This window comes from Bradyrhizobium sp. CCBAU 53421, from assembly GCF_015291625.1.
Classification (GTDB): Bacteria; Pseudomonadota; Alphaproteobacteria; order Rhizobiales; family Xanthobacteraceae; genus Bradyrhizobium.
On sequence record NZ_CP030047.1, the window covers coordinates 4,299,960 to 4,324,927 of the forward strand.

Sequence of the window (24,968 nt, forward strand, 5' to 3'; positions counted from 1 at the left end):
CGGAAGTCGCGAAGCTGACCGAAGGCAGCCCGGTCGCGTGCGCGCGGCGGGCGAGCGTCGTCACGAGCCGGCAGCTACGGTCTGCGCGGATGTGGAAGTGGGTCTCCTTGCCGACAAAGCGCTTCGCGAGCGCGCCGCGGGCCAGGTGGTCGCCGTGTTCGAACGTTCGTTCTACGCCGTGATCGACGGGATCTGGATCTGCGTTGGACGGACCGGCATCGGGTCGGGTCCGCTGCACGTCGTCGGTGATTTCCGATGGCCGGGGCTGGCCGTCGGCGATCCGGTGCGGGTTGCGGACTCCATTCTGTGGATCGGAGCGACGCCGCTCGCGAATCTGGCCGCGCGGTCGGTCTGGGCGCCGCCCGCGGCACCACGCTGGTCGATCAGCAGCCTCCGTCGTGGCCTTGATGCCGTCGACGAGGTGTGGGGCGGCGACCTGACGTCGGAGGGCCTTGCGGTGATCGGGGCCGGACGGGTTCCGGCCGACGCCTCCGCACTCGTTCGCGCCGCCATGCCCGGCCTCGCTGCACTCGAGCAAGTCCTGGCAGGCACCGATGACGATGCGGATCGATGGTCCGGGCTTGCCGGCCTGATCGGTCTCGGGCCGGGGCTTACGCCATCCGGCGACGATCTGATCGGCGGTGTGCTGATTGCGCTGGCTGCGCTCGGACGCATCGAGTGTCGCGACGCATTGTGGGAACATTGCCGCGCGCTGCTCGATGGCACCAACGACATCAGCCGAATCCATCTGCGCGCGGCGGCGCTGGGTTACGGCGCGGCGGCACTGCATGCCGCCATCCATGCAACGATGAGCGGCGAGGCGGCCGGATTTCGCCGCGCGCTCACCGCCCTGGCGGCGATCGGGCATACGTCCGGACTGGATGCATTCGCGGGCAGTCTGGTCGTCCTGCGCCACGCCCTTCGCGCGCGGTGACGCCGTTGCGGATCGGATTTCGAGTTCTCCCAGACTGCTCCGAACGAAGTTCGGAGCACTTTTTTTAGGGCGGGATTACGCTTCGGCCGGTCCGCTGTTCGAGCGGGTTGCGGAAATTCGCATTTCCCGAGAATCCGGTCTTGACGAAGTAAGTATTTTCTTATTAGCTCGACACAACGAAAACGAACTTTGTTAGGGCGGAGACGATGACGGATCAGGATAGGCCGCAGTATCAGCAATTGCTGGCGCGCAAGGTCGAAGTCGTGAATGTCGGGCTTGAGGGGTTCGTGAAGGACCTTCGCGACTGCGGCATCGACGTCGTTCACGTCGACTGGAAGCCATCGGCCGGCGGCGATCCGCAGATGGCGGCCCTGCTCGCAAAGCTCGGTGTGTGAGGGCGCACCGATGAAACTGATCGAAGACGCAAACCAGCAGGCGCTCACCCGGATCCTCGAAGGGGAGCCGCGGCTGATCGACATCGTTCCCGCCCGAGAATTGATCCCGGGCCTGCGCGAACGGATGATCCTCCACGCCGGACCGCCGATCTCCTGGGACAGGATGTGCGGCCCGATGCGAGGTGCGGTCGCGGGCGCCATCGTGTTCGAGGGATGGGCGAAGGATCTGCCGACCGCGACCAAGCTCGCGGCCAGTGGCGAGATCGAATTTCACCCGAACCACCATTTCGGCGCGGTCGGCCCGATGACCGGCATGACGACGATGTCGATGCCGCTGTTCGTGGTCGAGAATGCGCGCTTCTCCAATCGCGCTTATTGCGCGATCAACGAGGGGCTCGGCAAGGTGATGCGCTTCGGCGGCAACGACGCGAGCGTGCTGAAGCGGCTCGCCTGGCTGCGCGACGTGTTCGGGCCGACGCTCGGCAAGGCGATCCGCGCCGCGGGCGGCATCGACCTGAAATCGATCGTCGCGCGGGGCCTGTCGATGGGCGACGAGCTGCATCAGCGCAATCTCGCCTGCTCGAGCGTCTTCCTCCGCGAGATCGCGCCCTGGATGGCGCGAAGCTCGACCGACAACGCCGTTCTCGCCGAATGCCTCGCGTTCATCGGGCAGAACGATCAGTTCTTCCTCAACATCGCGATGGCGATGGGCAAGGCGATCACCGATCCTGCCAACGGCATTCGGGGTTCGACCATCGTCACCACGATGTGCCGCAACGGCACCGATTTCGGCATCCGCGTCAGCGGGCTCGGCGAGCAATGGTTCACCGCGCCGGTCGAAATGCCGGAAGGACTTTATTTCGCCGGCTATTCCGAGAAGGACGCCAATCCGGACATGGGCGATTCCGCGATCGTCGAGACGATTGGTCTCGGCGGATTTGCGATGGCGGCAGCGCCGGCCGTCGCGGGCTTCGTGGGCGCCGGCGCGCCGTCCGAGGCCGGCAACTTCACCCGCTCGATGGGCGAGATCACGGTTGCGCAGAATCCGGAATGGACCATCGCCGCGATGGACTTCGCGGGCGTGCCGACCGGCATCGACATCCGCCTGGTCGTCGATTCCGGCGTGGTGCCGGTCATCAACACCGGTATCGCGCATCGCGAGCCCGGCATCGGGCAGGTCGGTGCCGGCGTGGTCAAGGCGCCGTTGGCGTGCTTCCAGCAGGCGATCGTCGCGATCGCCAAGGATTTGGGTGTGTCATGAACGTCGTTGTCCTGAACGAGGTCCGCAAGGGATTCTATCTCGACTCGGTCGCGCTGATGCGGCTGTCGCGCGAGGTGGCCGGCTCGCCCGGCGTGATCGAGGCGGCGTTGATGATGGGGACGCCGTCGAACGCCGCGATCATGCGCAATGCCGGGCTGCTCGAGGAGGGCACTGCCGTGAATGGCAATGACCTCGTCATCGCGGTCAAGGCCGAGTCCGAATCCGCCGCCCGCGAAGCCCTCGACAATGCGATCAAGTCACTCGACAAGCCGAAGACCCAGGGCGAGGCGCAGGCGGCATGGCGGCCGCACTCGATCGCCGCCGCCGTGAAGGTCAGGCCGGACATCAATCTGGCGCTGATCTCCGTTCCTGGCGAGTTCGCCGCCGCCGAAGCCCGCAAGGCGCTCAATCGTGGCCTGCATGTCCTGATGTTCAGCGACAACGTGTCCCTCGAGGACGAATTGTCACTCAAGCAGCAGGCGCGGGCGGCCGGCCTGCTGATGATGGGACCGGATTGCGGAACGGCCGTGATCGGCGGCGCGCCGCTGGCGTTCGCCAACAAGATCAAGCGCGGCAGGATCGGCATCATCGGCGCGTCGGGCACCGGAACGCAGGAGGTCTCGTGCCTGATCTCGGAAGCCGGCGCGGGAATCTCCCACGCCATCGGGGTCGGCGGGCGCGATCTGAAGAAGGATATCGGCGGTATCACCACGCTGATGGCGATCGATGCGTTCGATTCCGATCCGGAAACCGATCACGTGGTGCTGATCTCGAAGCCGCCACATCCCGATGTCGCCAAATCCGTGCTTGAGCGGATCGGCAGGAGCCGGAAATCGTACACCGTATGCTTCATCGGTGCTTCGGAAGTCGATCTGCCGCCGAACGCCCGCTTCTCGCCGACGCTGAAAGGCGCCGCGGAGCTGGCTCTGGACGACAAGAGGATCGGCGAAGGGTTCGATGCGAATGCCGTCGCATCACGGCTTCCGCGCAGCAGCCGCGGCGGGATCGAGGGTTTGTTCGCCGGCGGAACGCTGTGTGCCGAAGCGCAGGTGATCCTTACTGCCGCAGGCCGGAAGGTGGCGTCGAATGCCGCGATCCCTGGCGTAGTCAAGCTCGGCGTCGAGCCGAACGCCGGCCGCGATCGGCTGATCGACCTCGGCGACGACGAATATACCCGCGGCCGACCGCACCCGATGATCGACCCGTCCGTGCGCGATGACGCGTTGCGCGCGGCACTCAAGAACCGCGATCTTTCGGTGATCCTGCTCGATCTCGTGCTCGGTTATGGCGCGCATGCCGATCCCGCCGAGCATCTGACGAAAATCGTCGCCGATCGCGGGCAGGATGCGCCGGCGTTGATCGCGTCCGTCGTCGGCACGGAGCAGGATCCGCAAGGGCGCTCCGCGCAGGTCAGGAAACTGGAGCGGGCTGGAATCCTCGTTGCGCCGTCGAACGCGCAGGCGTGCGAGCTTGCGGTTGCCATCGTCCAGAATGCCGGGAGGTAAGGAAATGCGTACACTCAATGACGTACCGCGCCGCCTGGTGGTCGCGATCGGTGGCAATGCGGTTCACCCCGAGGATATCAGGGGCACCTCCCAGGAGCAGAAGTCGGTCGCGCAGATCACCGCGGAAGCGCTGCTGCCGCTTGCGCAACTTGACAATGAACTCGTCATCACCCACGGCAACGGCCCGGTCGTCGGCAAGATCATGATGCGCCAGATGCTGACGATGAGCCGAATCCCGCCGATGGACATGGACATCTGCGTCGCGCACAGCCAGGGCGGCATCGGCTATCTCCTGATGCAGGCGATCGAGAATGCCTTGCGCGAACAGGGCAACCAGCGGCATGTGGCAAGCCTGCTGACCCAGGTAGAGGTGGACAAGGACGATCCCGCGTTCAAGAATCCGACCAAGTTCGTCGGGCCGTTCTTCTCCGAGGACGAGGCGAAGAAGATCAGCGCCGAGCTCAATTGGGCGATGCGTGAGGATTCAGGGCGCGGATGGCGTCATGTGGTGCCGTCGCCGAAGCCCAAGCATGTCTGCGACATCTCGCTGGTCGACGCCTTGGTCAAGCGAGGAACGATCGTCATTGCGGGCGGTGGCGGCGGCGTTCCCGTGGTCCGTGACGCGAAGGGCGTGCGCACCGGCGTGCCGGCGGTCATCGACAAGGATCTGACGTCAGCTCATATCGCCAATGTGCTTGGTATCGAGGAGTTGCTGATCCTGACCGCGGTCCCGCGTGTCGCGGTGAATTTCGGCAAGCCGAACAAGAAGGATCTGGATCAGGTCAGTCTCGAGGAGATCAAGGCCTACCACCGTGAGGGACATTTCCCGCCGGGAAGCATGGGACCCAAGGTCGATGCGGCGATCCGGTTTCTCGAGGGCGGCGGCAAGCGCGCGATCATCAGTCACCTCGATTGCGCCATGGCGGCGCTGCGGGGCGAGACCGGGACACACGTCGTTCATTAGCTACCGGGATTGGCGCCTCGGCGGGGGATCCGCCCGCGCCAATCTGGATTCGAGCGGCGAGCATGACGGTGGTCCGATTTCGATGGCCGCAATCGCGCCCGCGCTCACCGAGTTGAAGCAGGTGAGACGCCTCGGCGCCTCATTCTGATCAGGCAATCGAGCTGGCCGCTGGCTCAAGCTCAAACACAAGACAAACAAGCAGCCTGCGGGATTCAAGGGAACGACAAGGCAATGGCCATTCAATCCAGCATTAGGGCGAACCTGTACAAGGATTCCGTATCGTTGATGCGGATTTCCCAAGTCACGATCGCGCGGACCGGCGTGCAGCGGGTCACGCTGCTGATGGGGACGCGCAGCAACAAGGAGTTCCTGCAACAGGCCGGGCTGATGAGTCCGGCGCTGGAGAACGCCAAGCCGGGTGACATCATGATCGTCGTGGCGGACGATGCGCCCGAGAAGCGCGAAGCCGCGGAGCAGGAGATCCACTCCCTGCTCGCCGGCGAAGAACCGAAGGGCGGATCGGCCGAAGCGGCGGCGGAAGCACCGCCGCGCTCGATCTCAGGCGGCGTCGCGATTGCCGACCATGCCGACCTCGCATTGATCTCGGTGCCGGGCCCTTACGCCGCCGCGGAAGCCTTGAAGGCGCTGCGCCGGGGCCTGAACGTGCTGCTGTTCAGCGACAACGTGCCGATCGAGCAGGAGGTGGCCATCAAGCGCGTTGCGGCGCAGAAGGGCCTGCTGGTGATGGGACCGGATTGCGGCACGGCCATCATCAACGGCGTGCCGCTTGGATTTGCCAACGTCGTTCGGCGGGGCGCGATCGGGCTCGTGGGTGCGTCGGGCACCGGCCTGCAAGAGGTGATGTGCCAGATACATCGTCATGGCCAGGGCATCTCGCAGGCGATCGGCACCGGCAGCCACGACGTTTCAAGCGAGGTCGGCGGCATCACGATGTTGCAGGGCCTGGAGCTGCTGGCCGCCGACGCGCACACCAAGGTTGTCGCCATCGTCTCGAAGCCTCCTGCGCCGGATGTGCAGAAGCGGGTGATCGAGCGCGCCGGGGCGATCGGAAAGCCGGTCGTGATCTGCTTCCTCGGCGGCGAGCCGGCTGCATCGGCCGGCAATGTTCACCGCACGTCGTCGCTCGAGGAGACCGCGCGGCAGGCCGTCGCGCTTGCGGGTGCGCGCCAACCCGGAAGCGACGAGCAGTCCATTGAAAATTTGGCAACGAAGGTTTGTGCGTCGCTGGCGCCGTCGCAGCGCTACTTGCGCGGTCTCTATTCCGGCGGAACGTTCTGCTCGGAGGCCCAGACCATCTGGCGGGCGGCGGGCATTCGCGCCCGCTCCAACGCGCCGCTTGCCGGCGCAGAGCGTCTCACCGACGTGGAAGAGAGCCACGGGCACACGGCGATCGATCTCGGCAGCGACGAATTCACGGTCGGGCGTCCGCATCCGATGATCGACTATGGCGTGCGGGTCGAACGGCTGCTGAAGGAAGCGGGCGATCCGGCCGTTGCCTGCATCGTTCTGGACGTCGTGCTCGGCTACGGCAGCCACCCCAATCCGGCCGAGATCCTGGCTCCGGCGATCCGCCGGGCGAAGGCCGCGGCGCGAGCGCAGGGGCGGGAGCTTCCCGTGATCTGCTTCGTCTGCGGCACGGATGCAGATCCGCAGCCGTACGAGATCCAGAAAGGCACGTTGGCCGATGCGGGCGCGGAGATCGTCAGCAGCAGCACTGGCGCAGCCCGCGTCGCGCAAGCCATCGCGAGCCGCATGGCCGCGGATGACAGCGCTACCGGGCGTCGCGTGATGCAAGGTGGAGAACGATGATGAACGCAGCTCCTTCCGCGCTCCAGAACAAGACTTCCGTCATCAGCCTCGGCGCCTCCGACCTTGATCGCGGTGTCGAGAGCAGTGGTGCGCCGCTGGTGCGGCTGCAGTGGCAGCCGGTCGGTGACGGAAGTCCCGAGGTCGCCTGGAGCCTTGCGCAACTGGTTGGCGACGCCGGCGATGCCGACTGCCTCGGATCGCGGATCGATCGCGCCAATGCCGAAGTGCTCGAGCGCATCCTGACCGCGCAGCCGGTGTGGGTCGACGTCGCGTCGCACGCATCAGAAGTTTGGCCGGACATGGGCCGGACGCTGCTCCATGCCGGTCCGCCGATCGCCTGGAACGAGATGTGCGGCCCGATGAAGGGGGCGGTCGTCGGCGCCATTCTCTACGAGAAATGGGCGGTGACCCAGCAAGAGGCCGAGCAACTCGTCGCGTCAGGCGGCATCCGCTTCGCGCCGTGCCACGAATTCGGCGCGGTCGGGCCGATGACCGGGATCATCTCGCCCTCGATGCCGCTGTTCGTGGTGCAGAACAAGACCACCGGAAATCGCGCCTATGCGCCGATGATGGAATCCGGCGGCGCCAAGACGCTGCGCTTCGGCGCTTTCGCGCCTGAAGTGATTGAGGGCCTCAAGCTCATCGAGAACGTGCTGGCGCCATGCCTGAAGGCCGCGGTCGCTGGCATCGACGGTGGATTGCCGTTGAAGCCGCTGATGTCGCAGTCGCTGCACATGGGCGACGACGTGCACAACCGCAACACGGCCGCGACCCTGCTGCTGTATCGCGCCGTCACGGAATCGCTGCTCAAATCCTCGATCTCGCGCGATCAGGTTCACGAGACGCTGCGGACGATCGGGGCGGACGACATGTTCTTCCTGAGCCTGTCGATGGCGGCATGCAAGGCGACCATGGATGCCGCGCACGGCGTGCCGTTCAGCAGCATCGTCACGGCGATGGCGCGCAATGGCGTCAATGTCGGGATCAGGGTCAGCGGACTGAAGGGACAATGGTTTGTCGGTCCGGCCGACATCCCGGTCGGCCTGTTTCTGCCCGGCTTCAGCGAGGCCGATGCCAATCCCGATATCGGCGACAGCGCGATCACCGAGACCGCCGGACTGGGCGCGTTCGCAATGGCGGCGGCTCCGGCGATGGTGCAGTTCGTCGGCGGCACGCCGCAGGATGCGCTGCGTTACTCGCGCGAGATGGCGCACGTCACGATCGGTCGCAATCCCGGCTTCACCTTGCCGATGCTCGATTTCATCGGAGCGCCTGTTGGCATCGACATCCGCAAGGTCGTGGACGAGAGCAGGCGGCCGGTCATCAACACCGCGACCGCGCACAAGGAGCCGGGCATGGGGATCATCGGCGCCGGCGTCGTACAGGCGCCGATGAAGTGCTTCGTCGACGCCGTCGGCGCGCTGGCGACGGCGGCCGCGAGCTGAAATTGCTTCGATCGTGAGAACGACGGCGCGGGCGCGCCGCCGATGCAAAAAATGGCCGCAACAAACAATGCGGCAACACCGGAAACGAACAGGAGGAAACACATGAACGGTACCCGTCGTGCATTTCTGCAAACAAGTCTGCTCTCGGCAGCCTTCATCGGGTCATCGGGCCGGCTCGCCTTCGCCGACGATGCAGCGAAGCCGCTGCGCATCGGCATTCTGATTCCGGGATCGCGGGCCGACCATGGCTGGATGGAGTCGGCCTACAACGGCATGAAGGCGGCCGAACAGCGCCACGGCAACAAGGTCGTCATCACGTCGATCGAGAACGTCAAGTTCGCCGACATGGAGCAGGCGCTCGTCACGCTTGCGAGCAAGAACGACATGGTGATCGGCGCCGCGGGGCAGACCCAGGCATCGGTGCTCAAGGTCGCCAAGCGATTCCCGAAGGTGAAGTTCTCCATCGTCGGACCGACCGGACAGCCGACCGAAAACGTCGCGCAATACGACGTGCTGCAGGCCCAGATCGGCTTCATTGCCGGCGCGGTCGCCGCGATGATGTCGAAGAACGGCGCGGTGAGCTATGTCGGCGGGCTTGAAATCCCGGCCATCGTCAACACCGGAACGGAGTTCGCGAACGGAGCCAAGCACGTCAAGCCGGATACCAAATGCTTCGTGACCTACACCGGCGACTTCGACGACGTCGCCAAGGCCAAGGAAGCGACCCTTGCCGCGATCGCGCAGGGAGCCGACGTCCACTACAACATCCTCAATCTCGGCGTGCGCGGCATGGAGCAGGCGGCCCGCGAGAAGGGCACCAGGATGATCGGGAGCTATACCAACTACTGCTCCGACAACAACCCGCTTTACATCGCCTACACGGTCAGCGGCATCGGCTTCATGGTCGAATATGCCATCGATCAGGCCGTCGCCGGAACCTGGCACCCCGAGTACAAGCAGTTCGGCCTCGCCATGGGGCCGCGCTCGGCCGATATCGAGATCTGCGCCGGGGCGACGCCCGAGATCCAGGCCAAGATCAAGGAGCTCAAGGACGACCTGCTGTCGAACAAGATCAAAGTCAAGGTGGGCTGACCGTGGCTCTTCTCGAACTGTCTGGCTTGACCAAGCGCTTCGGGGCTTTTACCGCGCTCGACGACATATCGCTGCTGATCGAGCGCGGCGAGGTGCACTGCCTGCTCGGCGAGAACGGCGCCGGCAAATCGACACTGTGCAACCTGGTGTTCGGGGTGCACCGGCCGGATGCCGGCACGATGACGCTGGGCGGCGAGCCGTTCGATCCGCGCGGCCCGGCGGAGGCGCTGCAGCGCGGCGTCGTGATGGTGCATCAGCATTTCAGCCTGGTGCCCAACATGACCGTGGCCGAGAACCTGATGCTCGGCCGGGCCAGCGCGGTGCTGAAACCGCAGGACATCATCGTGCGGATGGAGCAACTCGCCGCGGAATACGGACTCGAGATCGACCCCGAGGCGCGGATCGATGAGCTTTCGGTCGGCGAGCGGCAGCGGGTCGAGATCATCAAGTGCCTGCTCGGCGATCCGCAGCTGCTCGTGCTCGACGAACCAACGGCTGTGCTGCAGCCGGACGAAATCGACGCGCTGCTGGCGATCTGCCGCCAGGTGGCGCTGCGCGGAAAGTCCGTGATCCTGGTGACGCACAAGCTCGGCGAGATCAGCCGTGTGGCCGATCGCACGACGGTGCTGCGGCAGGGCCGGATCATCGAGACCGTCGCGATGGAGGGCGCCGACATCCGGTCGCTGGTGCGCTCGATGGTCGGCCGCGACGTCCAGTCGGCAGGCTCGGTGCTCGCCGCCGCGGTCGACATCGAAGGCAAGACGCCGGCGAAACCTTCAGATGCGGCTGGTCCGGTGTCGCCGGGCGAGGCGGTGCTCGAGATCTCGGACCTCGTGTATCGCGACCCGCATGGCGTGCCGAGGCTCGACGGGTTGAGCCTCACGGTCGGCACCGGCGAGATCGTCGGCATCGCCGGCGTCGAGGGCAACGGCCAGACCGAGCTCGGATGGATCCTGGCCGGTCTCGCCGCGCCAAGCGCCGGCGCGGTCGTGGTCGGCGGGATGCAGGTCGCCGGCTGCACACCGCAAGAGATCACGGATGCGGGTGTCGGGATCGTTCCCGAGGATCGCCACGCGGTGGCCTGTATCAAGGAATTGTCGGTGGCCGAGAACCTGTTTCTCGGCGCGATCGGAAAATTCAGCCGCTTCGGCCTGCTCGACAAGTCGGCGCGCCGCAAGGCGGCTGAGGCGATGATGCGCGACTTCGACGTGCGGGCGAGCAGCCCGGATGTGTCGATGGCGAGCCTGTCCGGCGGCAATCAGCAGAAGGCGGTGCTTGCACGCGAGCTCTCGCTCGATCCGCTGGTGTTCCTGCTCGCCGCGCAGCCGACCCGCGGGCTCGACGTCGGTGCGATCGAGGCGGTCTACAATCGCATCCGTGCCGCGCGCGATGACGGCCTCGGGGTTCTCCTGATCTCCAGCGAGCTCGAGGAGCTGATGGCGGTGTCGGATCGGATCGCGGTGATCTACCGCGGAAAGCTGGTTGGCGAGCTCGCGGCCGGGGCGTTCAGCCGCGAGGCGATCGGAGCGATGATGTCGGGGCACGCGCATGTCTAGGTTGGCCATGGTCATGAAAAATCCGAAGCTTGCGCGGGTCGCGCAGGGCGCGAGACTCGAACTCGTGCCGTTGCAGGTCCTGGTTCCAGTGGTGTCGACGATCATCGCGCTCGGGATCGGCCTGCTCATCATCGCCGCCACCGGTGCGTCGGTCGTCGAGGCGATCGAAGCGTTCTGGGACGGCATGGCGGGAAGCGATTTCAACATCGGTGCCTCGATCAACCGCGCCATCAGCCTCGCGCTGGTCGGTCTCGGCTTCATCTTCGCCAGCCGTGCCAACCTGACCAATGTGGGCGGCGAGGGGCAGATCGCGATGGGCGGCATGTTCGCGACGGCAGCGGCCCTGCATGGCGCCGGCGACCTGCCGCTGGGACTGGCGTTCATCGTGCCGCTCGCCGTGGGGACCATCGCCGGCGCTATCTGGGGCGGCCTCGCGGGCTTCCTCAAGGCGGCACGCGGCACCAACGAGGTGATCAGCACATTGCTGCTCAGCTTCATCGCGCTGCCGCTGGTGTACTGGTCCGTCGAGTCCTTTCACCTGCTGCGCAAGCCGATCAGCGATGTGTCGTCGCTACCGGAATCGGCCGAGATTCCCGACACGACCAAGCTGCCGCTGCTATTCCCGGACAATGGATCGCCGCTCCATATCGGTCTGCTGATCGCGGCGATCGCGGTCGTCGTGGTGTGGCTGGTGCTCAAGCACAGCGCGCTCGGTCTGCGGCTGCGCGCGGTCGGCCTGAACGCGACAGCCTCTCGCCGCGCGGGCATGCGGACGAGCTTCTACGTGATCCTGGCCATGACGGTCTCCGGCGGGCTGGGCGGTCTCGGCGGCGCGATCATGATCCTTGGCCAGCAATTCTATCTGACCAGCGATTTCTCGTCCGGATACGGATTCGACGGCCTGGTGGTCGGCCTGCTGTCGCGCGGCTCGGCCGTCGGCGTGGTGATCGGTGCGCTGCTGTTCGGATTCCTGCGATCGGGATCCATCAACATGGAAATCTCGGCCCATGTCCCGTCCGCCGTCGTCCTGATCTGCCAGGGCCTGATCGTCATTATCATTGCAGGCTCCGCAATCCTCACCAACCGAAAGGTGACCCGATGATTGACGAACAGATGGCCGTGTTCATCGGTTCCGGACTTCGTCTCGCGGTTCCGATCATCTTCGCCGCAACCGGCGAGATGCTGAGCGAGCGCGCGGGCGTGCTCAATCTCAGCCTCGACGGCATGATGCTGATGTCGGCTTTCACGGCGGCGCTGGCATCGTGGGCGACCGGCTCGCCGCTGATTGGCGTGGCGGCCGGCGTCCTGGTCGCGACTACGGTTGCTGCGGTGCAGGCCGTGTTGAGCGTGACATTGCGTGCAAACCAACTGGTGGTCGGAATCGGGTTCAACATCCTGGCGCTGGGTACAACGACGTTTCTCTACCGCGAGATCTTCGGGCCGCTGTCGCGCGATCCGATTCCCGGCTTCGCGCAGCTCAATCTGCCGTGGCTCGCTCATATCCCGGTAATTGGACCGGCGTTGGCGAACCAGACCGGCCTTGCCTATGTCAGCATCCTGATGGTCGTCGTGACCTGGTTGATCCTGAAGTACACGTCGTTCGGGCTGGCGGTGCGGGCGGTCGGCGAGGATCCGCGCGCCGCGGACAAGGCGGGCATCAGCGTGGCGAAGACCCGCTATCTCGGCGTGCTCTACGCCGGCATCCTGGCGGGGCTCGGCGGCGCGTTCATGTCGGTTGCGGACAGCAATACGTTCACCGAGAACATGACCAAGGGCGCAGGCTATCTTGCGATCACGGCCGTGATCTTCGGCGGCTGGAATCCCTGGTACACGCTGGCGGCGTGCCTCTTGTTCGGCTTCGCGACCGCGCTGCAATTCCTGGTGCCGGCGCTGCAGCTCGATGTGCCGGTCGCGCTGCTGCTGTTGCTGCCATATCTGCTGGCGCTGATCGCCATCGCGGGCTTGGTCGGCAAGAGCAGGCAGCCCTCGGCCCTGACCATTCCGTTCGAACGTGGCGGCTGATCGCAACAGATTTCAAGAAAACATAGCCAAGGAAACATAGGCAAGGGAGGAAAATCCGATGACGAGTTCGACTTTAGCGAAGGCGGCGGAATCCGCCGCGCCCAGTACCGCCAATCCTCTTGGGTCTGCTCCCGGCTACCAATGGCTGGTCGACGACAACAACGTCAACATGGCGATGGCGCCGCCGCCGCCCAAGGCGGTCACGATCGATGCCCAGCCGCAAACGGTGACGGTCGACCTGCATCGCACCGCTTTCATCGTCGTCGACATGCAGAACGACTTCTGCGCCAAGGGCGGATGGGTCGACCATCTCGGCCTCGATCACACGCCGGATCGGGCGCCGATCGAGCCCCTGCAGAAGCTACTTCCGGTGTTGCGGAAGGCCGGCGTGCACGTCATCTGGCTGAACTGGGGCAATCGACCCGATCTCAAGAACATGGCGCCGAACCAGCTCCATCTCTACAAGCCGAAGGGCGTCGGCATCGGCCTTGGCGAGCCGCTGCCGGGCAGCGGCGCGCGCGTGCTGCAGAAGGACAGTTGGGCGGCGGCTGTCGTCGATGAGTTGAAGCAGGAGCCCGAGGACATCCACGTCGACAAGTACCGGATCAGCGGTTTCTGGGACACGCCGCTGGACAGCATTCTGCGCAACCTCGGAACCAAGACCATCCTGTTTGCCGGCGTCAACACCGATCAATGTGTGCTGCATTCGCTGACGGACGCTAATTTCCTGGGCTATGGCTGCCTTCTGGTCGAAGACTGCTGCGCAACCACCTCGCCGGGCTACTGCGTCGAAGCAACCCTGTTCAATGTCAAGAAATGCTTCGGCTTCGTGACGCATTCGTCAAACGTCATCGAGGCGATCTCGAAAGCGTGACAGACCTGGGCACTCCGCCGTTGCAGCAGCGGCGCGGAATCACCCGCGCCGGGCCGCCGCTTGCGACGCCGGTCGCCTCAGAGCGCGCAAATTAGCCTTGCGAGGCGGCTGTCGGTTCTCTTGCACCTGATCCCAGGCGCGGCTCGGTCCCGGCCAACAGCCGCCGGATGTTGGCGCGATGGCGCGCGATCACGTAAAGGCCACCTGCGATGACCAGCAGCCGGTAGGGCAAGGGCTGCTCCATGACGCAGACCAGCGTGATCGCAGTGAGCGCGGCCAGCATCGAGCCAAGCGACACAATCCGAAAAAGTGCCAGCACAACGCCAAAAACCGCGGCGGCGCCCAAACCGACCGGCCAGGACAGCGCCAGCAACACGCCGAGCCCGGTCGCTGCGGATTTGCCACCGGTGAAATTCAACCAGATCGAACGGCTGTGCCCCAGCAACGCGGCAAGCCCGGCCACGCAGACCGCCCAAGGCTCCAAGGTTTGCGGATCGATAGCAGTCGGTGGCGTGACCGACGGTAATGTCCCGAGCCAGGGATAGAACCAGCGGGCAAACGCGATCGCTCCCGCGCCCTTCAGCACATCCACCAGCAGGACCGCCAATGCGGGCCACTTGCCGAGGGTACGCAACACGTTTGTGGCCCCGGTGGACCTGGAGCCGTGTTCCCGGATGTCGATGCCTTTGAGAAGTGTCCCCGCCAGATAGCCGGCGGGTATCGAACCGAGAAGATAAGCGGTTGCCAATCCAGCCAAACTCGCGATCCAGAAAATCATCGATTTCTCCTCGGTGCGCCAATGTCAGGCAAGCGTCATCCGGAGTCCACCTCTATGCGACGGCCGGTACCGTGGATATGAAGTTGGATTCCCTTACCCGCACTATTCCCCTTTTGGAACAGGCCGCCCACGCGATAGATATTGCGATCGACATGCCGATCGATCGGCCATGTTGCCGCGACGGAGACAGGACACGGAATGACCACGCACGCCATCGAGATTCGCCGCCTCTTGCCGGCCGACGCTGCGCTCTATCGCGACATCCGTCTCGAGGCGCTGCGCTTGAGCCCCGAGGCGTTCGGCAGCGCGTATGAGACGGAGAGCATTCATCCCGTCGGCTGGTTCGCGGAAAGGCTGGAGCGCGGCGCGGCGATACTTGGCGCGTTTCAGGGCAGCGAACTCGCCGGCATTGTCGGCTTCGTTCGCGAAGTCGGGCCGAAACGGCAGCACAAGGGCGCGCTGGTCGGGATGTATGTGCGGCAGGCGGCGCGCCGCGCCGGTGTCGGCCGGCTCCTGGTCGATGCCGCGCTCGAACTCGCCGCGCAATCGGTCGAGCTGGTGCAGCTCGTCGTGGTGAAAGGCAACGAGCCTGCCTGCCGGCTCTACCGGCGCGCGGGGTTTGTCGAATACGGGCTGGAGCAGCACGCCCTGAAGATCGGCGGTCGCTACTATGACGACATCCTGATGGCAAAGGATCTGGTCAGGCGCGCCTGACGTCGGACAGGTTGAGGCGTCACAATTCCGGCCGGTCGATGCGATAGCCGCACATCGACCCTTCACGTCACGCATTCGTTTGCCGCCATCGCCCCGGGGACGCTGCCATGCCGAAGATCGATCTGACAAACGTGCCGGAACGCAAGGGGAGCGGCTATCCGGCCGAGTTCGCCGCACCATGCGCGGAACGAATCCGGCAGCGTCTCGGCGACGCCGGCGGGCTCGCCGATTTCGGCGTCAATCTGATGCGGCTGCCGCCGGGCAACTGGTCGAGCCAGCGCCATTGGCATTCCGACGAGGATGAGTTCGTCTATGTGCTCGCGGGCGAGGTGGTACTGATCGAGGACGGCGGCGAGACAGTGCTGCGCGCAGGCGATTGCGCGGCGTTCCCGAAGAATTCCGGCAACGGCCACCACATGATCAACCGGTCGCAGATGACGGTGATCTATCTCGAGGTCGGCTCGCGCTCGCGTGCCGATGTCATCACTTGTTCCGACATCGACATGATAAGCCCGAGCTCCGACGGCCGCTTCCTGCACAAGGACGGACGGCCCTACGAATAGGTCCCGAACCGCAGGCTGGCGCGAAATCCGCCGTTGCGGATTGGTTGGCGAAGGACCAATCTTCCCCAAGAGGGAGCTTGGTCGCGGCGATGACGGAATGGTATTTCATCTGGATTGACGGTCCGCGCGGCCCCGAGCCGCAGAAATGGTCGTCGGACGCGCTGTGGGGGCAGGTGGCTCGTCAGGACATCATTGTCCGTTTTCCCTTGAGCGATCGCGAGGCCACCTTGTCGCTCGATCAGCTGGCGCGGCTGCACCCAATCCCGCAGTGAATGTGAAGTCGTTTGGCGGCGTCAAATCACCAGCCGTCCTTCGCGCTCAGCGACCGTGATCTGAGCTTCCGTCCCCGAGTTGAAGTCGAGTCGGTCGGCCTCGATGCCGTCGCTGAAGATGACGCCGTTCTCCGGCATCAGCGAACGGACGCTGAGGCGCTCGGCGCGATCGAGGCTGCCGCAGACCAGCGTGACCTGCGAGGTGCGGCTTGGAAACGGCTCGCGCACCGCAAAGCGCAGTGCGCCGGTGTCCCAGGCCTGCGGCAGATAGGGCGGGCGGTCGGCGCCGCCGCCGAAGGCGCCCGCGATCGCGAGCGAGCCGGTGACGATGCTCTTGAACCAGGCGGTCGAGCCGAGGCCGGTTGCAACGATCAGGCCGCTCGACGACTGACGCTCCTTCTGATCGGCGAGGGCGATTTCGTAGATGGCCGATGTATGCGTGCGGGCGCCGATGAAGAGGTCGTTGACGGCATAGAGGGTCTGGCCGTTGGTCAGCGCGGCCTTGGCCATCGTCACCGCCTTGTGGCCGCGCTTGCCGGCTGCGACCTCGCGCAGCAGCGCAGAGAGGTCGCGCGGCACGAACGGCAGCAGGATGCCGTCATAGCGCCGGGCATCCGGATTGAGGCCGATCAGCGGATGGCCGTCGAGATATTTCATCGTGTTGGCGACGACGCCGTCCTGGCCGAGCGCCACCACGATGTCGGACGGGCCGAAGATGAAGTTCGGCAGAAAGCTCCGGTCGATGATCTGGTAACGGCCCCATTGCTCCAGCGCTTGCACGGTGACGCGGCGCTCGGCCTGGTAGACATCGTGCTCGCGCTGGTAATCGGAGAAGTCGGCGCCGAGATGCTCGACATAGAAGCGCGCCTGCGCCGCCGTCAGGTATTTCGCGATCAGCTCCTCGAGCCGCGTCTTGCGGGTGACGAGGACGATCTTGCGGTCATTGTCGGCGGGCACGGGACGCCTCCACGACGGGCTTGTCCAGCAGCGTGTTGAGCAGGTCGGGCGACACGTTGAGCTGGCCGATCTTCTCGGCCTTCTCGGCGATGCCGCTGAAAGCCTGCGCGATCAATTGGCCCGGCTGCATACCGGCCGCGGCCAGCGCCTGGATCACGCGGGTGTCGACGCCCTCGAAGATCTTCATCAGCGCGCCGACCCGATAGGCCTCGGCATCGGCGAGCGTACGGGTGTTCTCGGCGTTCAGACCGACGAAATCCTTGCGCTTGCTCTCCAGCGTGATGTCGGCGACCATGCCGGCCTCGCGCAGCTCGGCCTGCTTCGCCGCGACGCTCGCCTCGGCGTCCATCTGGGTCTCCCGGATCGAGCGCTTCTTCTGCTCGACGGCGATCTCGGTGTCGAGCTCGCTTTCGCGGATGGCGCGTTCCTGCTCCACGGCAAAGTTGCGTCGTGCGAAGATCGCCTCGTCCGCGCTCTTGAGGATTGCTTCGCGCGCCTCGGCCTCCAGCGCCTTGGCGGTGTCGGGCGTCGGCTTCACGCCGCGGATCGAGACGCCGAGGATTTCGAGACCGAGGGAAGCGATATCGGCGCGGGCGCGCAGTCCGCCCTCGATCAGTCCGGCGATGCGATCGGCGGCTTGCAGTGCTTCCTTCAGATTAAGCTCCTTGACCGCCTGCTGCGCCAGCACCTCCACGGTCGCGAGAATCCGCTGCGGCAGCTTTTCCGGGTCGTCGGATTCGTAGGTCTTGCCGTCGGGCTTGAGGGTGAAGTTGAGCATCGCGGCGGCCTTCTGCGGCTCGCTGATCCGGTAGGTGACATGGCCCTGGATGGTCATCGCCTGGAAGTCCCGCGCGATCTGTTGGAAGATGAAGGCGGCGTCGCGGCTGCCGATCGGCACCGCGACCAGCGAGGTGACCGGCCCATAATAGAAGCCGGACAGGCCGGCGCCCTGCTGGGTCACCGCGCCGCGGCGGTATTTCATGAGATAGGTGGTCGGCTGGGCCTTGATGAAGCGGAGACCGAACATGGCGCACTCCTGAATAAGTGTGTCTGAGCAACTAAGTTAGTTGGACTGTACAACTAAGTATGCTATTGTCAAGCCGTGCCGTGAAAAGGTTCACGCCAGCAGAGCGTTTTCGAGCGAAGTGGGCACCGGTTCGCCTGAAGAAAACGCGTCAAGAGAAGCGGGGAGAGCATGCCCGAGAAGCCGGAACTCGACTTTCCGAAGCCGCTGACGACGGTCGACGTCGTCATCTTCGCCATCAGGTCAGACGCGCTTCAGGTTCTGCTGGTTCAACGCCCCAAAGCGGAAACCGAGCCGTTTCCAGGCTCTTGGGCGATGCCCGGCGGTTTCGTCGATATCGCAGGCGATCGCGACCTCGAGGCCTGTGCCGCGCGCAAGCTGAAGGACAAGACCGGCGTCGTCAGTCCGTATCTGGAGCAGCTCGGTAGCTGGGGCAGCGCGTCGAGGGATCCGCGCGGCTGGTCTGCGACGCATGCCTACTTTGCCTTGCTGCCGGAGCATGCCGCGGCCGGCGCGCTGGCCGCGGATGCCCAGTGGTTCGCGGTCGAGGGCGAGAAGGTGCGGCCGAAGCTTGCCTTCGATCACGCCGATATCCTGCAGGCGGCGGTGCAGCGCTTGCGGAGCAAGGTCGAATACACCTCACTGCCTGCCTATCTGATGCCGTCGGAATTCACGCTGCCGGAATTGCAGCGGACCTATGAGATCGTGCTCGATCGTCCGCTGGAGAAGAGTGCCTTCCGGACCCGCATGCTCGCGGCCGACCTGATCGAACCGGTCGCGAAGATGCGCAAGGGGCCGAACCGGCCGGCGCAGCTCTATCGATTGAAGAAAGCCAGGGCGCCGGTGTTCTTTGCGCGGACGTTCAATCCGCCGGGCTGATCGTCAAACCGAAAGATCGAAGCCGGGCGTCGCGGCGTCGGACAGAAACGAGGCGAGAAACATCTTGCCGAGCGCGTGCTTGGCGGCTGATGTGCCGACCTTGAGCCGGCCGACGCTCGAAGCCTCCGCTAGTTCGGCAAGCGTCGGTGCCGCAAGGCTGGTGTCGGGTCGGTCGCGCGGCGCCGTCGCGGAAGCGCTGAACAGGACGCCGGCGTAATAGAGCCGGGTGAGGGCGCGGACCAGCCGCAGCCGGGCGCGTAGCGCCTCGTCGGACGGGCGGCCGAGCCAGGCGCGATGCAAGATGCTCTCCAGTTCCGGTGTTCGCGCGAGGCTGTCGCCGACGATAGCGAGATCGACCAGCGGATCGGTGCGATAGGCGGATTCCCAGTCGATCATCCAGAGTCTGGTGCCATCGAACAGGATATTGGCGGGAAGCGGGTCGTTGTGGCTCGAGACCGAGCTAGCTTCATCCCAGACATAGGACGCGCGGATGCGCGCGAGATGTTCGTTGTACTGGTCGAGCACGCCGGGCGCGAACAGGCCGGTGCAGCAGACGTGGGCCCAAAGCCGGGCGACGATATCGGGATAACGCACAAAGGCTGGAAAGGCCGGCGTCGCCTGCAGGCGCGCCAGCAATTCGCCGAGCGCCTTTGCCAGCGCCGGCAGGCCGCCGGGATAGCGACCGAGCGGCTGCCGCTGGATGAAATCCATCACCGCGACGCGCGACGTCTCGTCGACATAATAGAGTCGTGGCGCGATACCGTCCTCTGCCGCGATACGCAGCGAAACATATTGATACGGATTGCGCAGCGGGCTCGGGGCACCTTCGATTCGTAGCAAATAATTCTTGCCGCCGGCATCGATCCGAAACAACCGCGCCGACGTGGCGCCGCCTGAAATCGGCGTCGTGGCATCGATCGCTGCCGTGCCGATCACCTCACGCAGCGCAGCATGCATTGCGTCGCGCTGTTCCGACGGAAGTGTATCGAGATCACTCATGCGCAAAAAGTTAGCATGACGGCTATGCGTGCCGAAATCGCATTCATGCTGGGTTCCCGATCTTCAATCGCTGGTCGCACGCGACGAAGCATGAAACAATGCCGCAAAAATCATGCCGGGAGAAAACTTGATGTCGTTCGTGCGGGGGTTGCATGGTGCCGTTGCGTGCAGGATCGTCAAGCGCAGATCATGGGTCGCATTGCCATTATTCTGCCTGATCAGCACGTTCGGAGTGATGCATAACGCCGTCGCGAACGAATCCCTGGCTATTGTGGATGCGCGCGTACCGGCGGCGGACAAAGAAGGCGGAGACCTTCCGTTGACGATGACGATCAAGAACGAGGCCGACAGCGCCGATGCGCTGCTCCGTGTCCGCTGCCCGGTCGCGAATTTTTCCGAGCGTCACATCGTCGATCGCGGTGAGGGCGCACCCGCCATGCGCTCCATATCCAATATACCAGTCCCAGCCAAGGCGACGCTCGAGCTGAAGCGCGACGGCTATCATGTCATGCTGCTGCAGTTGCGTCAGGCGCTCGCTCCCGGCGAGACGTTCAAATGCGCGATCGTTTTTCAGAAAGCTGGAACCATCGAGACGGAGGTGCAGGTCCAGAAGTGACCCAGGGTACGTGACCAAAGAAGGCGGCGGGTGCGAACAATCGCTCGCCGGGACTCAAGGCTTCTCGCGCAACCGCTCGTGTGGGACGGGCGGTTCGATCAATGAAGAATGCTGGACCCGGAGGAAATGAACTGATGACAAGGTTGAATTGGGTTAAATCGCATATGCTTGCGGCGGCAGTAGCATCCGCAGCGACCTTGGCGGGCTCGTTCGCGCTCGCCGACGATGTCAACCAGGACCGCCTGCTCAATGCTGACAAGGAAGCGGGCAACTGGCTGCACCACCACAAGAACTATTCGGCGACCCGCTTCTCGTCGCTGACGGATATCAACCGCGACACCGTCAAGAATCTGAAGGTCGCCTGGACCATGCATCTCGGCGGCGTCGAGGGCGGCGGAATCTGGGCGCATGGCGGCCTGGAGGGAACTCCGATCGTCGAAAACGGATTCATGTACGTCACCGACGGCTGGGGCTCGGTCTACAAGATCGATGCGCATGGCGGCAAAGGCGTGCTGGTCTGGAAGATGGATCCCAAGACCGACCACGACTGGGCCGGCGCGGTGGCCTGCTGCGGCGTCGACAACCGTGGCGTCGCGCTGTGGAACAACCTCGTCATCTCGCACACGCTCGACGGCCGCCTGATCGCGACCAACAAGGAGACCGGGCAGGTCGCCTGGCAGCGTCAGGTCGCCGATCCCGACAAGGGCGAGGTGATCACCGGCGCACCGCTGATCGTGAAGGACAGGGCGATATCAGGCGTAGCCGGCGCGGAATACGGCATTCGCGGCTGGATCGCCGCGACCGACCTGAACAGCCAAAAGGAAGTGTGGCGCACCCACACCATTCCGGGCAAGGACGAGCCGGGTCACGAGACCTGGAAGGACGACAAGAACGCCAAGGCAAGTGGCGGCGGATCGACCTGGGTCACCGGCAGCTACGACCCGTCGACCAACACCATCGTCTGGGGCGTCGGCAATCCCGGACCGGATTGGGATAACGAATACCGGCCTGGCGACAACCTCTACACCGACTCGTCACTGGGTCTCGACGCCGATACCGGCAAGATCAAGTGGCACTACCAGCACACGCCGAACGATCCCTACGACTACGACAGCGTGGCGGAGAACGTGCTGGTCGACGTTCCCGGTCCGAACAACTCGACGCTGAAGCTCGCGCTCGAGGCCGACCGCAACGGCTTCGCCTATGCGGTCGATCGCAACACCGGCAAGTTCATCTGGGGTCTGCCGTTCGTGAAGAAGGTGACCTGGACCAAGGGTCTCGATCCCGAGTCCGGCAAGCCGGTGGAGTATGATCCGAAGCAGGGCGTGCAGAAGTACAACGCGTCGGTCACGCCGAGCCGCACCAACAAGGAAACGGACATCTGCCCCGGCAACATGGGCGGCAAGAACTGGCCGCCGACCGCGTACAATCCGAACCTGAAGCTGTGGTACATTCCCGTCATCGAGAGCTGCAACCACATCAAGGTCGAGGAGATGACGCCGGACAAGGTGAAGGCGCGCGAGTTCTTCACCGGCGGCGGACCGAGCCAGAACGTCAAGATCACCGGCAGCGTGACCGCGATCGACGTCACCACCGGCAAGGTGGCGGGGAAGGCGGAGACGCAATTCCCGAACCTTGGCGGCATCCTGGCGACGCCTGACCTCGTGTTCTCCGGACAGCCGTCCGGCGAGGTGATCGCCTATGACGCGAAGTCGTTGCAGAAGCTGTGGGAGTTCAACACCGGCGGCGGCCTCAACGCGCCTCCGATGACGTTCTCGGTCGACGGCAAGCAGTATGTCGCGGTCCTGGTCGGCCTCGGCGGTGCCTGGGACAAGTGGTTCATCGATGCCACGCCCGAGCTGAAGCGGATGCAGCCGGGCTCGATGCTCTACGTGTTCGCGCTCTGACATCGCAAGCGCGGGAGGCCTCGGTGAGGGGCCTCCCGCGTCGATCTCGCCAACAGAAACGGAACAAATGAAACAAACATGGCTGGTTGGCGCGTGGCTCGGCTGCGCGCTGGTGATGGAATTTGGCGCGGCGCATGCGCAGTCGGCGGGCGATCCGACCGATGCGGGCAAGGCGGTGTTCAAGCGAGGCAATTGCATGGGCTGCCACAAATGGCACGGCAATGGCGGCGGCGGCTATGGCGGCGACGCGCTGTCGCTGCGCAAGACCGAGCTGACCCGCGATCAGATCATCGAGACCGTGACGTGTGGACGGCCGGGCACCGGCATGCCGTTCTTCGTGCGCGGCTCCTACGACACCACGAAATGCTACGAGATGAGCCGGCAGGATGTCGCCGACCGCATGCCGCCCGAGGCGAATGTGTTTCTGCGTCCGAACGAGATCGAGGCCGTTGCCGATTACGTGCTCGCCCACGTCAAGGGCAAGGGCGAGCCGAACTATGACGAATGCATCGCCTTCTTCGGCGACGGCTCGCGCGTCTGCAATATCTACAAGGAGGCCGGCCATGCCGCCGCGCCGTCCGACCCAAGCGAGAAGGCAAAGCCATGAGCAAGCAACGATCGGCACTCCGTGGATTGGTCTTCGCCGCCTCGATCACCGCGGCCGTGCCGGCGATGGCGACTGCGGGAGACCTGCGCGACATCAATGTCGGCATGGACATCGGCAAGGTTCCCGACGCGGGATACATCAACCTGACCTGCGTCGGAGACAAGACGCACCGATTGGCGGAATGGGCGCAGTGGGAGGCTTGCCCGGCCGGGCCGGACCAGCTGCGCGCCATCCGCTTCGAATATGACCGCGAGACCGCACGGGAAGGCACCATGGTCGGCGGTCATCCGGCGATCCTGATCGTGATGATCGACAAGGATGCCAGGATCGCGGCGCTGACGATCGAGACCGATCCGAAGGCGCGGCTCTATCTACGCAAGAAGGCGTTCCTGCTCGGCCTGCAGGCGAAGTCGCGCTACGGCGAGGACGGCTGGAGTTGCTCGGAGGCGAAGCCGGGCGCCGACAAGCAGGAGGTCGGCGGGGTATTCGTCGACGAAAAATGCAGCAAGACCACCGACGGCCGCACCGTCGAGATCGTGCGTCACCTCTATCGCGAGCCGAACAAGGAGCTCAAGGACATGACCGACGAGAGCAGAATCACGATCCGCCGCGCGGGATCGTGACGTCTACCTGACGCGTCGCCCGATCTCAGGTCTCGATCGGCGGCGCCTCGATGTCGATCTGCGGCAGCAGGCCGGGCGACTGCCGTTCGATCAGCTCGCGCATCTTGCCGATGATAGCCCTGCTTTCCGCCGAGACGATCGAGCTCGGGCCGGCGACGGTGATGACGAGCGGAGGCGTCTGGTCGGCCTCGGTCAGCCGCATCGCAATCGCGCTCAGGCCGGGCGTTCCCATGTCGCGCGTATAGGCGAATCCCTGGCGGCGAATGGTCGCCAGCGCATGCTGGATATCGCCGAAGCGGACGGCGGATGACGGGGCTTCCTCGGCGTTGATCCGCTGCACGATCCGCCGCGCGTCCTCGTCGTTCATCAGGCTGAGAAACACCCGGCCCGGAGTCGAGTGGGTCAGCAGCCGCCGCGCACCGGGCTCGAGATAATAGCGCACCGGCGTCGTGCCTTGCAGCACACGGATGTACTGGCTGTAGAGCTGGTTGCGGGCCACCACGAAGGTGGTCAGCCGGGTCGCCTCATGCAGCTCGCGCGTGATGCCATCGAGGGTCGTTCCCGGCAATGTCTGGCTCTTGAGCCAGCCGCCGAGCAGCGCGACGCGGACCGTCGGTACATAGCTGCGCGCCTGCCGGTCGTGGTCGAGATAGCCGAGCTCGACGAGGCTCTTCAGCAGCGCCGACGTGCTCGACGGCGGATAATTCAGCCGGCGTGCGATCTCGGTCATGGCCGCGGGCCGTTCGATCTCGGCAAAATACTCGAAGATGCGGAGCACGCGGTGCGCCGACTTGACGATCGACGGATCGGGGTTGCCGTCGGCGGCGCGAAACAGTTCGTCATGCCGGTTGGCCTCGATCACCATCGCCGCGGGATCGTCCGCTTGCATGCGCACGCGGTCGGCGACGATGCGCCTGCGGCCTCGCCTTGCCGGGGGCTGGGTATCGGAGCGAACGCCCTTCATCTTCTCCGCCCGTTTCCTTGAGGACAGCGCAGGCCTGGTGCGCTGCAACATCCGTTGTCGCCTTCTGTATCGAATGTGCAGCGAAACCAACGGAGGTCAAGAGTCCGCGGCGCGGCATGGCTCACAGTAAGATCCGCGAGCAGCCGGCATTTCTTCCATGTATCTGAAATTATTCTCGTGCGGGTGT

25 protein-coding genes are annotated in these 24,968 nt (G+C 64.9%); 20 read left to right on the forward strand and 5 right to left on the reverse strand.

Annotated elements, in window-relative coordinates:
- The first annotated feature begins 97 nt into the window (after positions 1-97).
- From XH92_RS20415 to XH92_RS20470, 12 genes are all read left to right on the forward strand, one after another.
- Positions 98-934 (forward strand): DUF2877 domain-containing protein, encoded by an 837-nt coding sequence (locus tag XH92_RS20415; protein WP_194460786.1) that lies wholly within the window; start codon positions 98-100, stop codon positions 932-934.
- 206 nt (positions 935-1,140) lie between these two features.
- Positions 1,141-1,329, forward strand: coding sequence for a hypothetical protein (locus tag XH92_RS20420; protein WP_050404632.1), 189 nt, complete (start codon positions 1,141-1,143; stop codon positions 1,327-1,329).
- 10 nt (positions 1,330-1,339) lie between these two features.
- Positions 1,340-2,590, forward strand: coding sequence for a DUF1116 domain-containing protein (locus XH92_RS20425; RefSeq protein WP_194460787.1), 1,251 nt, complete (start codon positions 1,340-1,342; stop codon positions 2,588-2,590).
- The gene (fdrA, locus tag XH92_RS20430) at positions 2,587-4,095 is read left to right on the forward strand and encodes an acyl-CoA synthetase FdrA (protein WP_194460788.1); all 1,509 of its coding nucleotides are present in this window, start codon (positions 2,587-2,589) and stop codon (positions 4,093-4,095) included. The genes XH92_RS20425 and fdrA (XH92_RS20430) overlap by 4 nt, the downstream gene beginning before the upstream one ends.
- A gap of 4 nt (positions 4,096-4,099) precedes the next feature.
- Positions 4,100-5,059, forward strand: coding sequence for a carbamate kinase (arcC, locus tag XH92_RS20435; RefSeq protein ID WP_050404635.1), 960 nt, complete (start codon positions 4,100-4,102; stop codon positions 5,057-5,059).
- 285 nt (positions 5,060-5,344) lie between these two features.
- The gene (fdrA, locus tag XH92_RS20440; RefSeq protein WP_246788504.1) at positions 5,345-6,889 is read left to right on the forward strand and encodes an acyl-CoA synthetase FdrA; all 1,545 of its coding nucleotides are present in this window, start codon (positions 5,345-5,347) and stop codon (positions 6,887-6,889) included.
- Positions 6,889-8,334 carry a DUF1116 domain-containing protein gene (locus tag XH92_RS20445; protein WP_194460790.1) on the forward strand — a complete coding sequence of 482 codons (1,446 nt, stop codon included), beginning with the start codon at positions 6,889-6,891 and terminating at the stop codon, positions 8,332-8,334. The genes fdrA (XH92_RS20440) and XH92_RS20445 overlap by 1 nt, the downstream gene beginning before the upstream one ends.
- 102 nt (positions 8,335-8,436) lie before the next feature.
- Positions 8,437-9,426: a BMP family protein gene (locus tag XH92_RS20450; RefSeq protein ID WP_194460791.1), complete on the forward strand. Its 990-nt coding sequence runs from the start codon at positions 8,437-8,439 to the stop codon at positions 9,424-9,426.
- Positions 9,427-9,428: 2 nt separating this feature from the next.
- On the forward strand, positions 9,429-10,982 hold the full coding sequence (locus tag XH92_RS20455; protein WP_194460792.1) for an ABC transporter ATP-binding protein: 1,554 nt from the start codon (positions 9,429-9,431) through the stop codon (positions 10,980-10,982).
- Between the two features lie 13 nt (positions 10,983-10,995).
- Entirely contained in the window at positions 10,996-12,084 is a 1,089-nt protein-coding gene (locus XH92_RS20460; protein ID WP_194460793.1) for an ABC transporter permease, read from the forward strand.
- Positions 12,081-13,004 (forward strand): ABC transporter permease, encoded by a 924-nt coding sequence (locus XH92_RS20465; RefSeq protein ID WP_194460794.1) that lies wholly within the window; start codon positions 12,081-12,083, stop codon positions 13,002-13,004. Before XH92_RS20460 ends, XH92_RS20465 begins: the two co-directional genes overlap by 4 nt.
- Positions 13,005-13,062: 58 nt before the next feature.
- The gene (locus XH92_RS20470) at positions 13,063-13,878 is read left to right on the forward strand and encodes a cysteine hydrolase family protein (RefSeq protein ID WP_194460795.1); all 816 of its coding nucleotides are present in this window, start codon (positions 13,063-13,065) and stop codon (positions 13,876-13,878) included.
- A gap of 91 nt (positions 13,879-13,969) precedes the next feature.
- Here the strand turns inward: XH92_RS20470 and plsY are convergent, their stop codons facing one another.
- Positions 13,970-14,656 carry a glycerol-3-phosphate 1-O-acyltransferase PlsY gene (plsY, locus tag XH92_RS20475; protein WP_194460796.1) on the reverse strand — a complete coding sequence of 229 codons (687 nt, stop codon included), beginning with the start codon at positions 14,654-14,656 and terminating at the stop codon, positions 13,970-13,972.
- Between the two features lie 198 nt (positions 14,657-14,854).
- Here plsY and XH92_RS20480 point away from each other — a divergent pair, with 198 nt between their 5' ends.
- The 3 genes from XH92_RS20480 (at position 14,855) to XH92_RS20490 (ending at position 16,205) form a co-directional block, all read left to right on the forward strand.
- The gene (locus XH92_RS20480) at positions 14,855-15,370 is read left to right on the forward strand and encodes a GNAT family N-acetyltransferase (RefSeq protein WP_194460797.1); all 516 of its coding nucleotides are present in this window, start codon (positions 14,855-14,857) and stop codon (positions 15,368-15,370) included.
- Positions 15,371-15,477: 107 nt separating this feature from the next.
- Entirely contained in the window at positions 15,478-15,933 is a 456-nt protein-coding gene (locus XH92_RS20485; RefSeq protein WP_194460798.1) for a cupin domain-containing protein, read from the forward strand.
- 77 nt (positions 15,934-16,010) lie between these two features.
- Positions 16,011-16,205 carry a hypothetical protein gene (locus XH92_RS20490; RefSeq protein WP_194460799.1) on the forward strand — a complete coding sequence of 65 codons (195 nt, stop codon included), beginning with the start codon at positions 16,011-16,013 and terminating at the stop codon, positions 16,203-16,205.
- 21 nt (positions 16,206-16,226) lie between these two features.
- On the opposite strand, the gene XH92_RS20495 is transcribed toward XH92_RS20490, so the two are convergent.
- Positions 16,227-17,162, reverse strand: a complete 936-nt coding sequence (locus XH92_RS20495; protein ID WP_194460800.1) for a sugar kinase — start codon at positions 17,160-17,162, stop codon at positions 16,227-16,229.
- On the reverse strand, positions 17,146-18,189 hold the full coding sequence (locus XH92_RS20500) for an SPFH domain-containing protein (RefSeq protein ID WP_194460801.1): 1,044 nt from the start codon (positions 18,187-18,189) through the stop codon (positions 17,146-17,148). The genes XH92_RS20495 and XH92_RS20500 overlap by 17 nt, the downstream gene beginning before the upstream one ends.
- 168 nt (positions 18,190-18,357) lie before the next feature.
- On the opposite strand from XH92_RS20500, the gene XH92_RS20505 reads away from it, so the two are divergent.
- Positions 18,358-19,065: an NUDIX domain-containing protein gene (locus tag XH92_RS20505; protein WP_194460802.1), complete on the forward strand. Its 708-nt coding sequence runs from the start codon at positions 18,358-18,360 to the stop codon at positions 19,063-19,065.
- A 3-nt stretch (positions 19,066-19,068) separates the two neighbouring features.
- On the opposite strand, the gene XH92_RS20510 is transcribed toward XH92_RS20505, so the two are convergent.
- The gene (locus XH92_RS20510; RefSeq protein WP_194460803.1) at positions 19,069-20,064 is read right to left on the reverse strand and encodes a phosphotransferase; all 996 of its coding nucleotides are present in this window, start codon (positions 20,062-20,064) and stop codon (positions 19,069-19,071) included.
- Positions 20,065-20,194: 130 nt separating this feature from the next.
- On the opposite strand from XH92_RS20510, the gene XH92_RS20515 reads away from it, so the two are divergent.
- The 4 genes from XH92_RS20515 to XH92_RS20530 all read left to right on the forward strand — a co-directional run bounded on the left by XH92_RS20515 (position 20,195) and on the right by XH92_RS20530 (position 23,817).
- On the forward strand, positions 20,195-20,680 hold the full coding sequence (locus XH92_RS20515; protein WP_246788505.1) for a copper chaperone PCu(A)C: 486 nt from the start codon (positions 20,195-20,197) through the stop codon (positions 20,678-20,680).
- Positions 20,681-20,814: 134 nt separating this feature from the next.
- A complete protein-coding gene (locus XH92_RS20520; RefSeq protein ID WP_246788506.1) occupies positions 20,815-22,587 on the forward strand; it encodes a PQQ-dependent dehydrogenase, methanol/ethanol family in 1,773 nt (590 codons plus the stop codon).
- Positions 22,588-22,654: 67 nt separating this feature from the next.
- On the forward strand, positions 22,655-23,194 hold the full coding sequence (locus XH92_RS20525) for a cytochrome c (RefSeq protein ID WP_371818058.1): 540 nt from the start codon (positions 22,655-22,657) through the stop codon (positions 23,192-23,194).
- Positions 23,191-23,817: a hypothetical protein gene (locus XH92_RS20530; protein ID WP_246788507.1), complete on the forward strand. Its 627-nt coding sequence runs from the start codon at positions 23,191-23,193 to the stop codon at positions 23,815-23,817. The genes XH92_RS20525 and XH92_RS20530 overlap by 4 nt, the downstream gene beginning before the upstream one ends.
- 25 nt (positions 23,818-23,842) lie before the next feature.
- On the opposite strand, the gene XH92_RS20535 is transcribed toward XH92_RS20530, so the two are convergent.
- Entirely contained in the window at positions 23,843-24,781 is a 939-nt protein-coding gene (locus XH92_RS20535; protein WP_194460804.1) for an IclR family transcriptional regulator, read from the reverse strand.
- Positions 24,782-24,968: the final 187 nt, after the last annotated feature.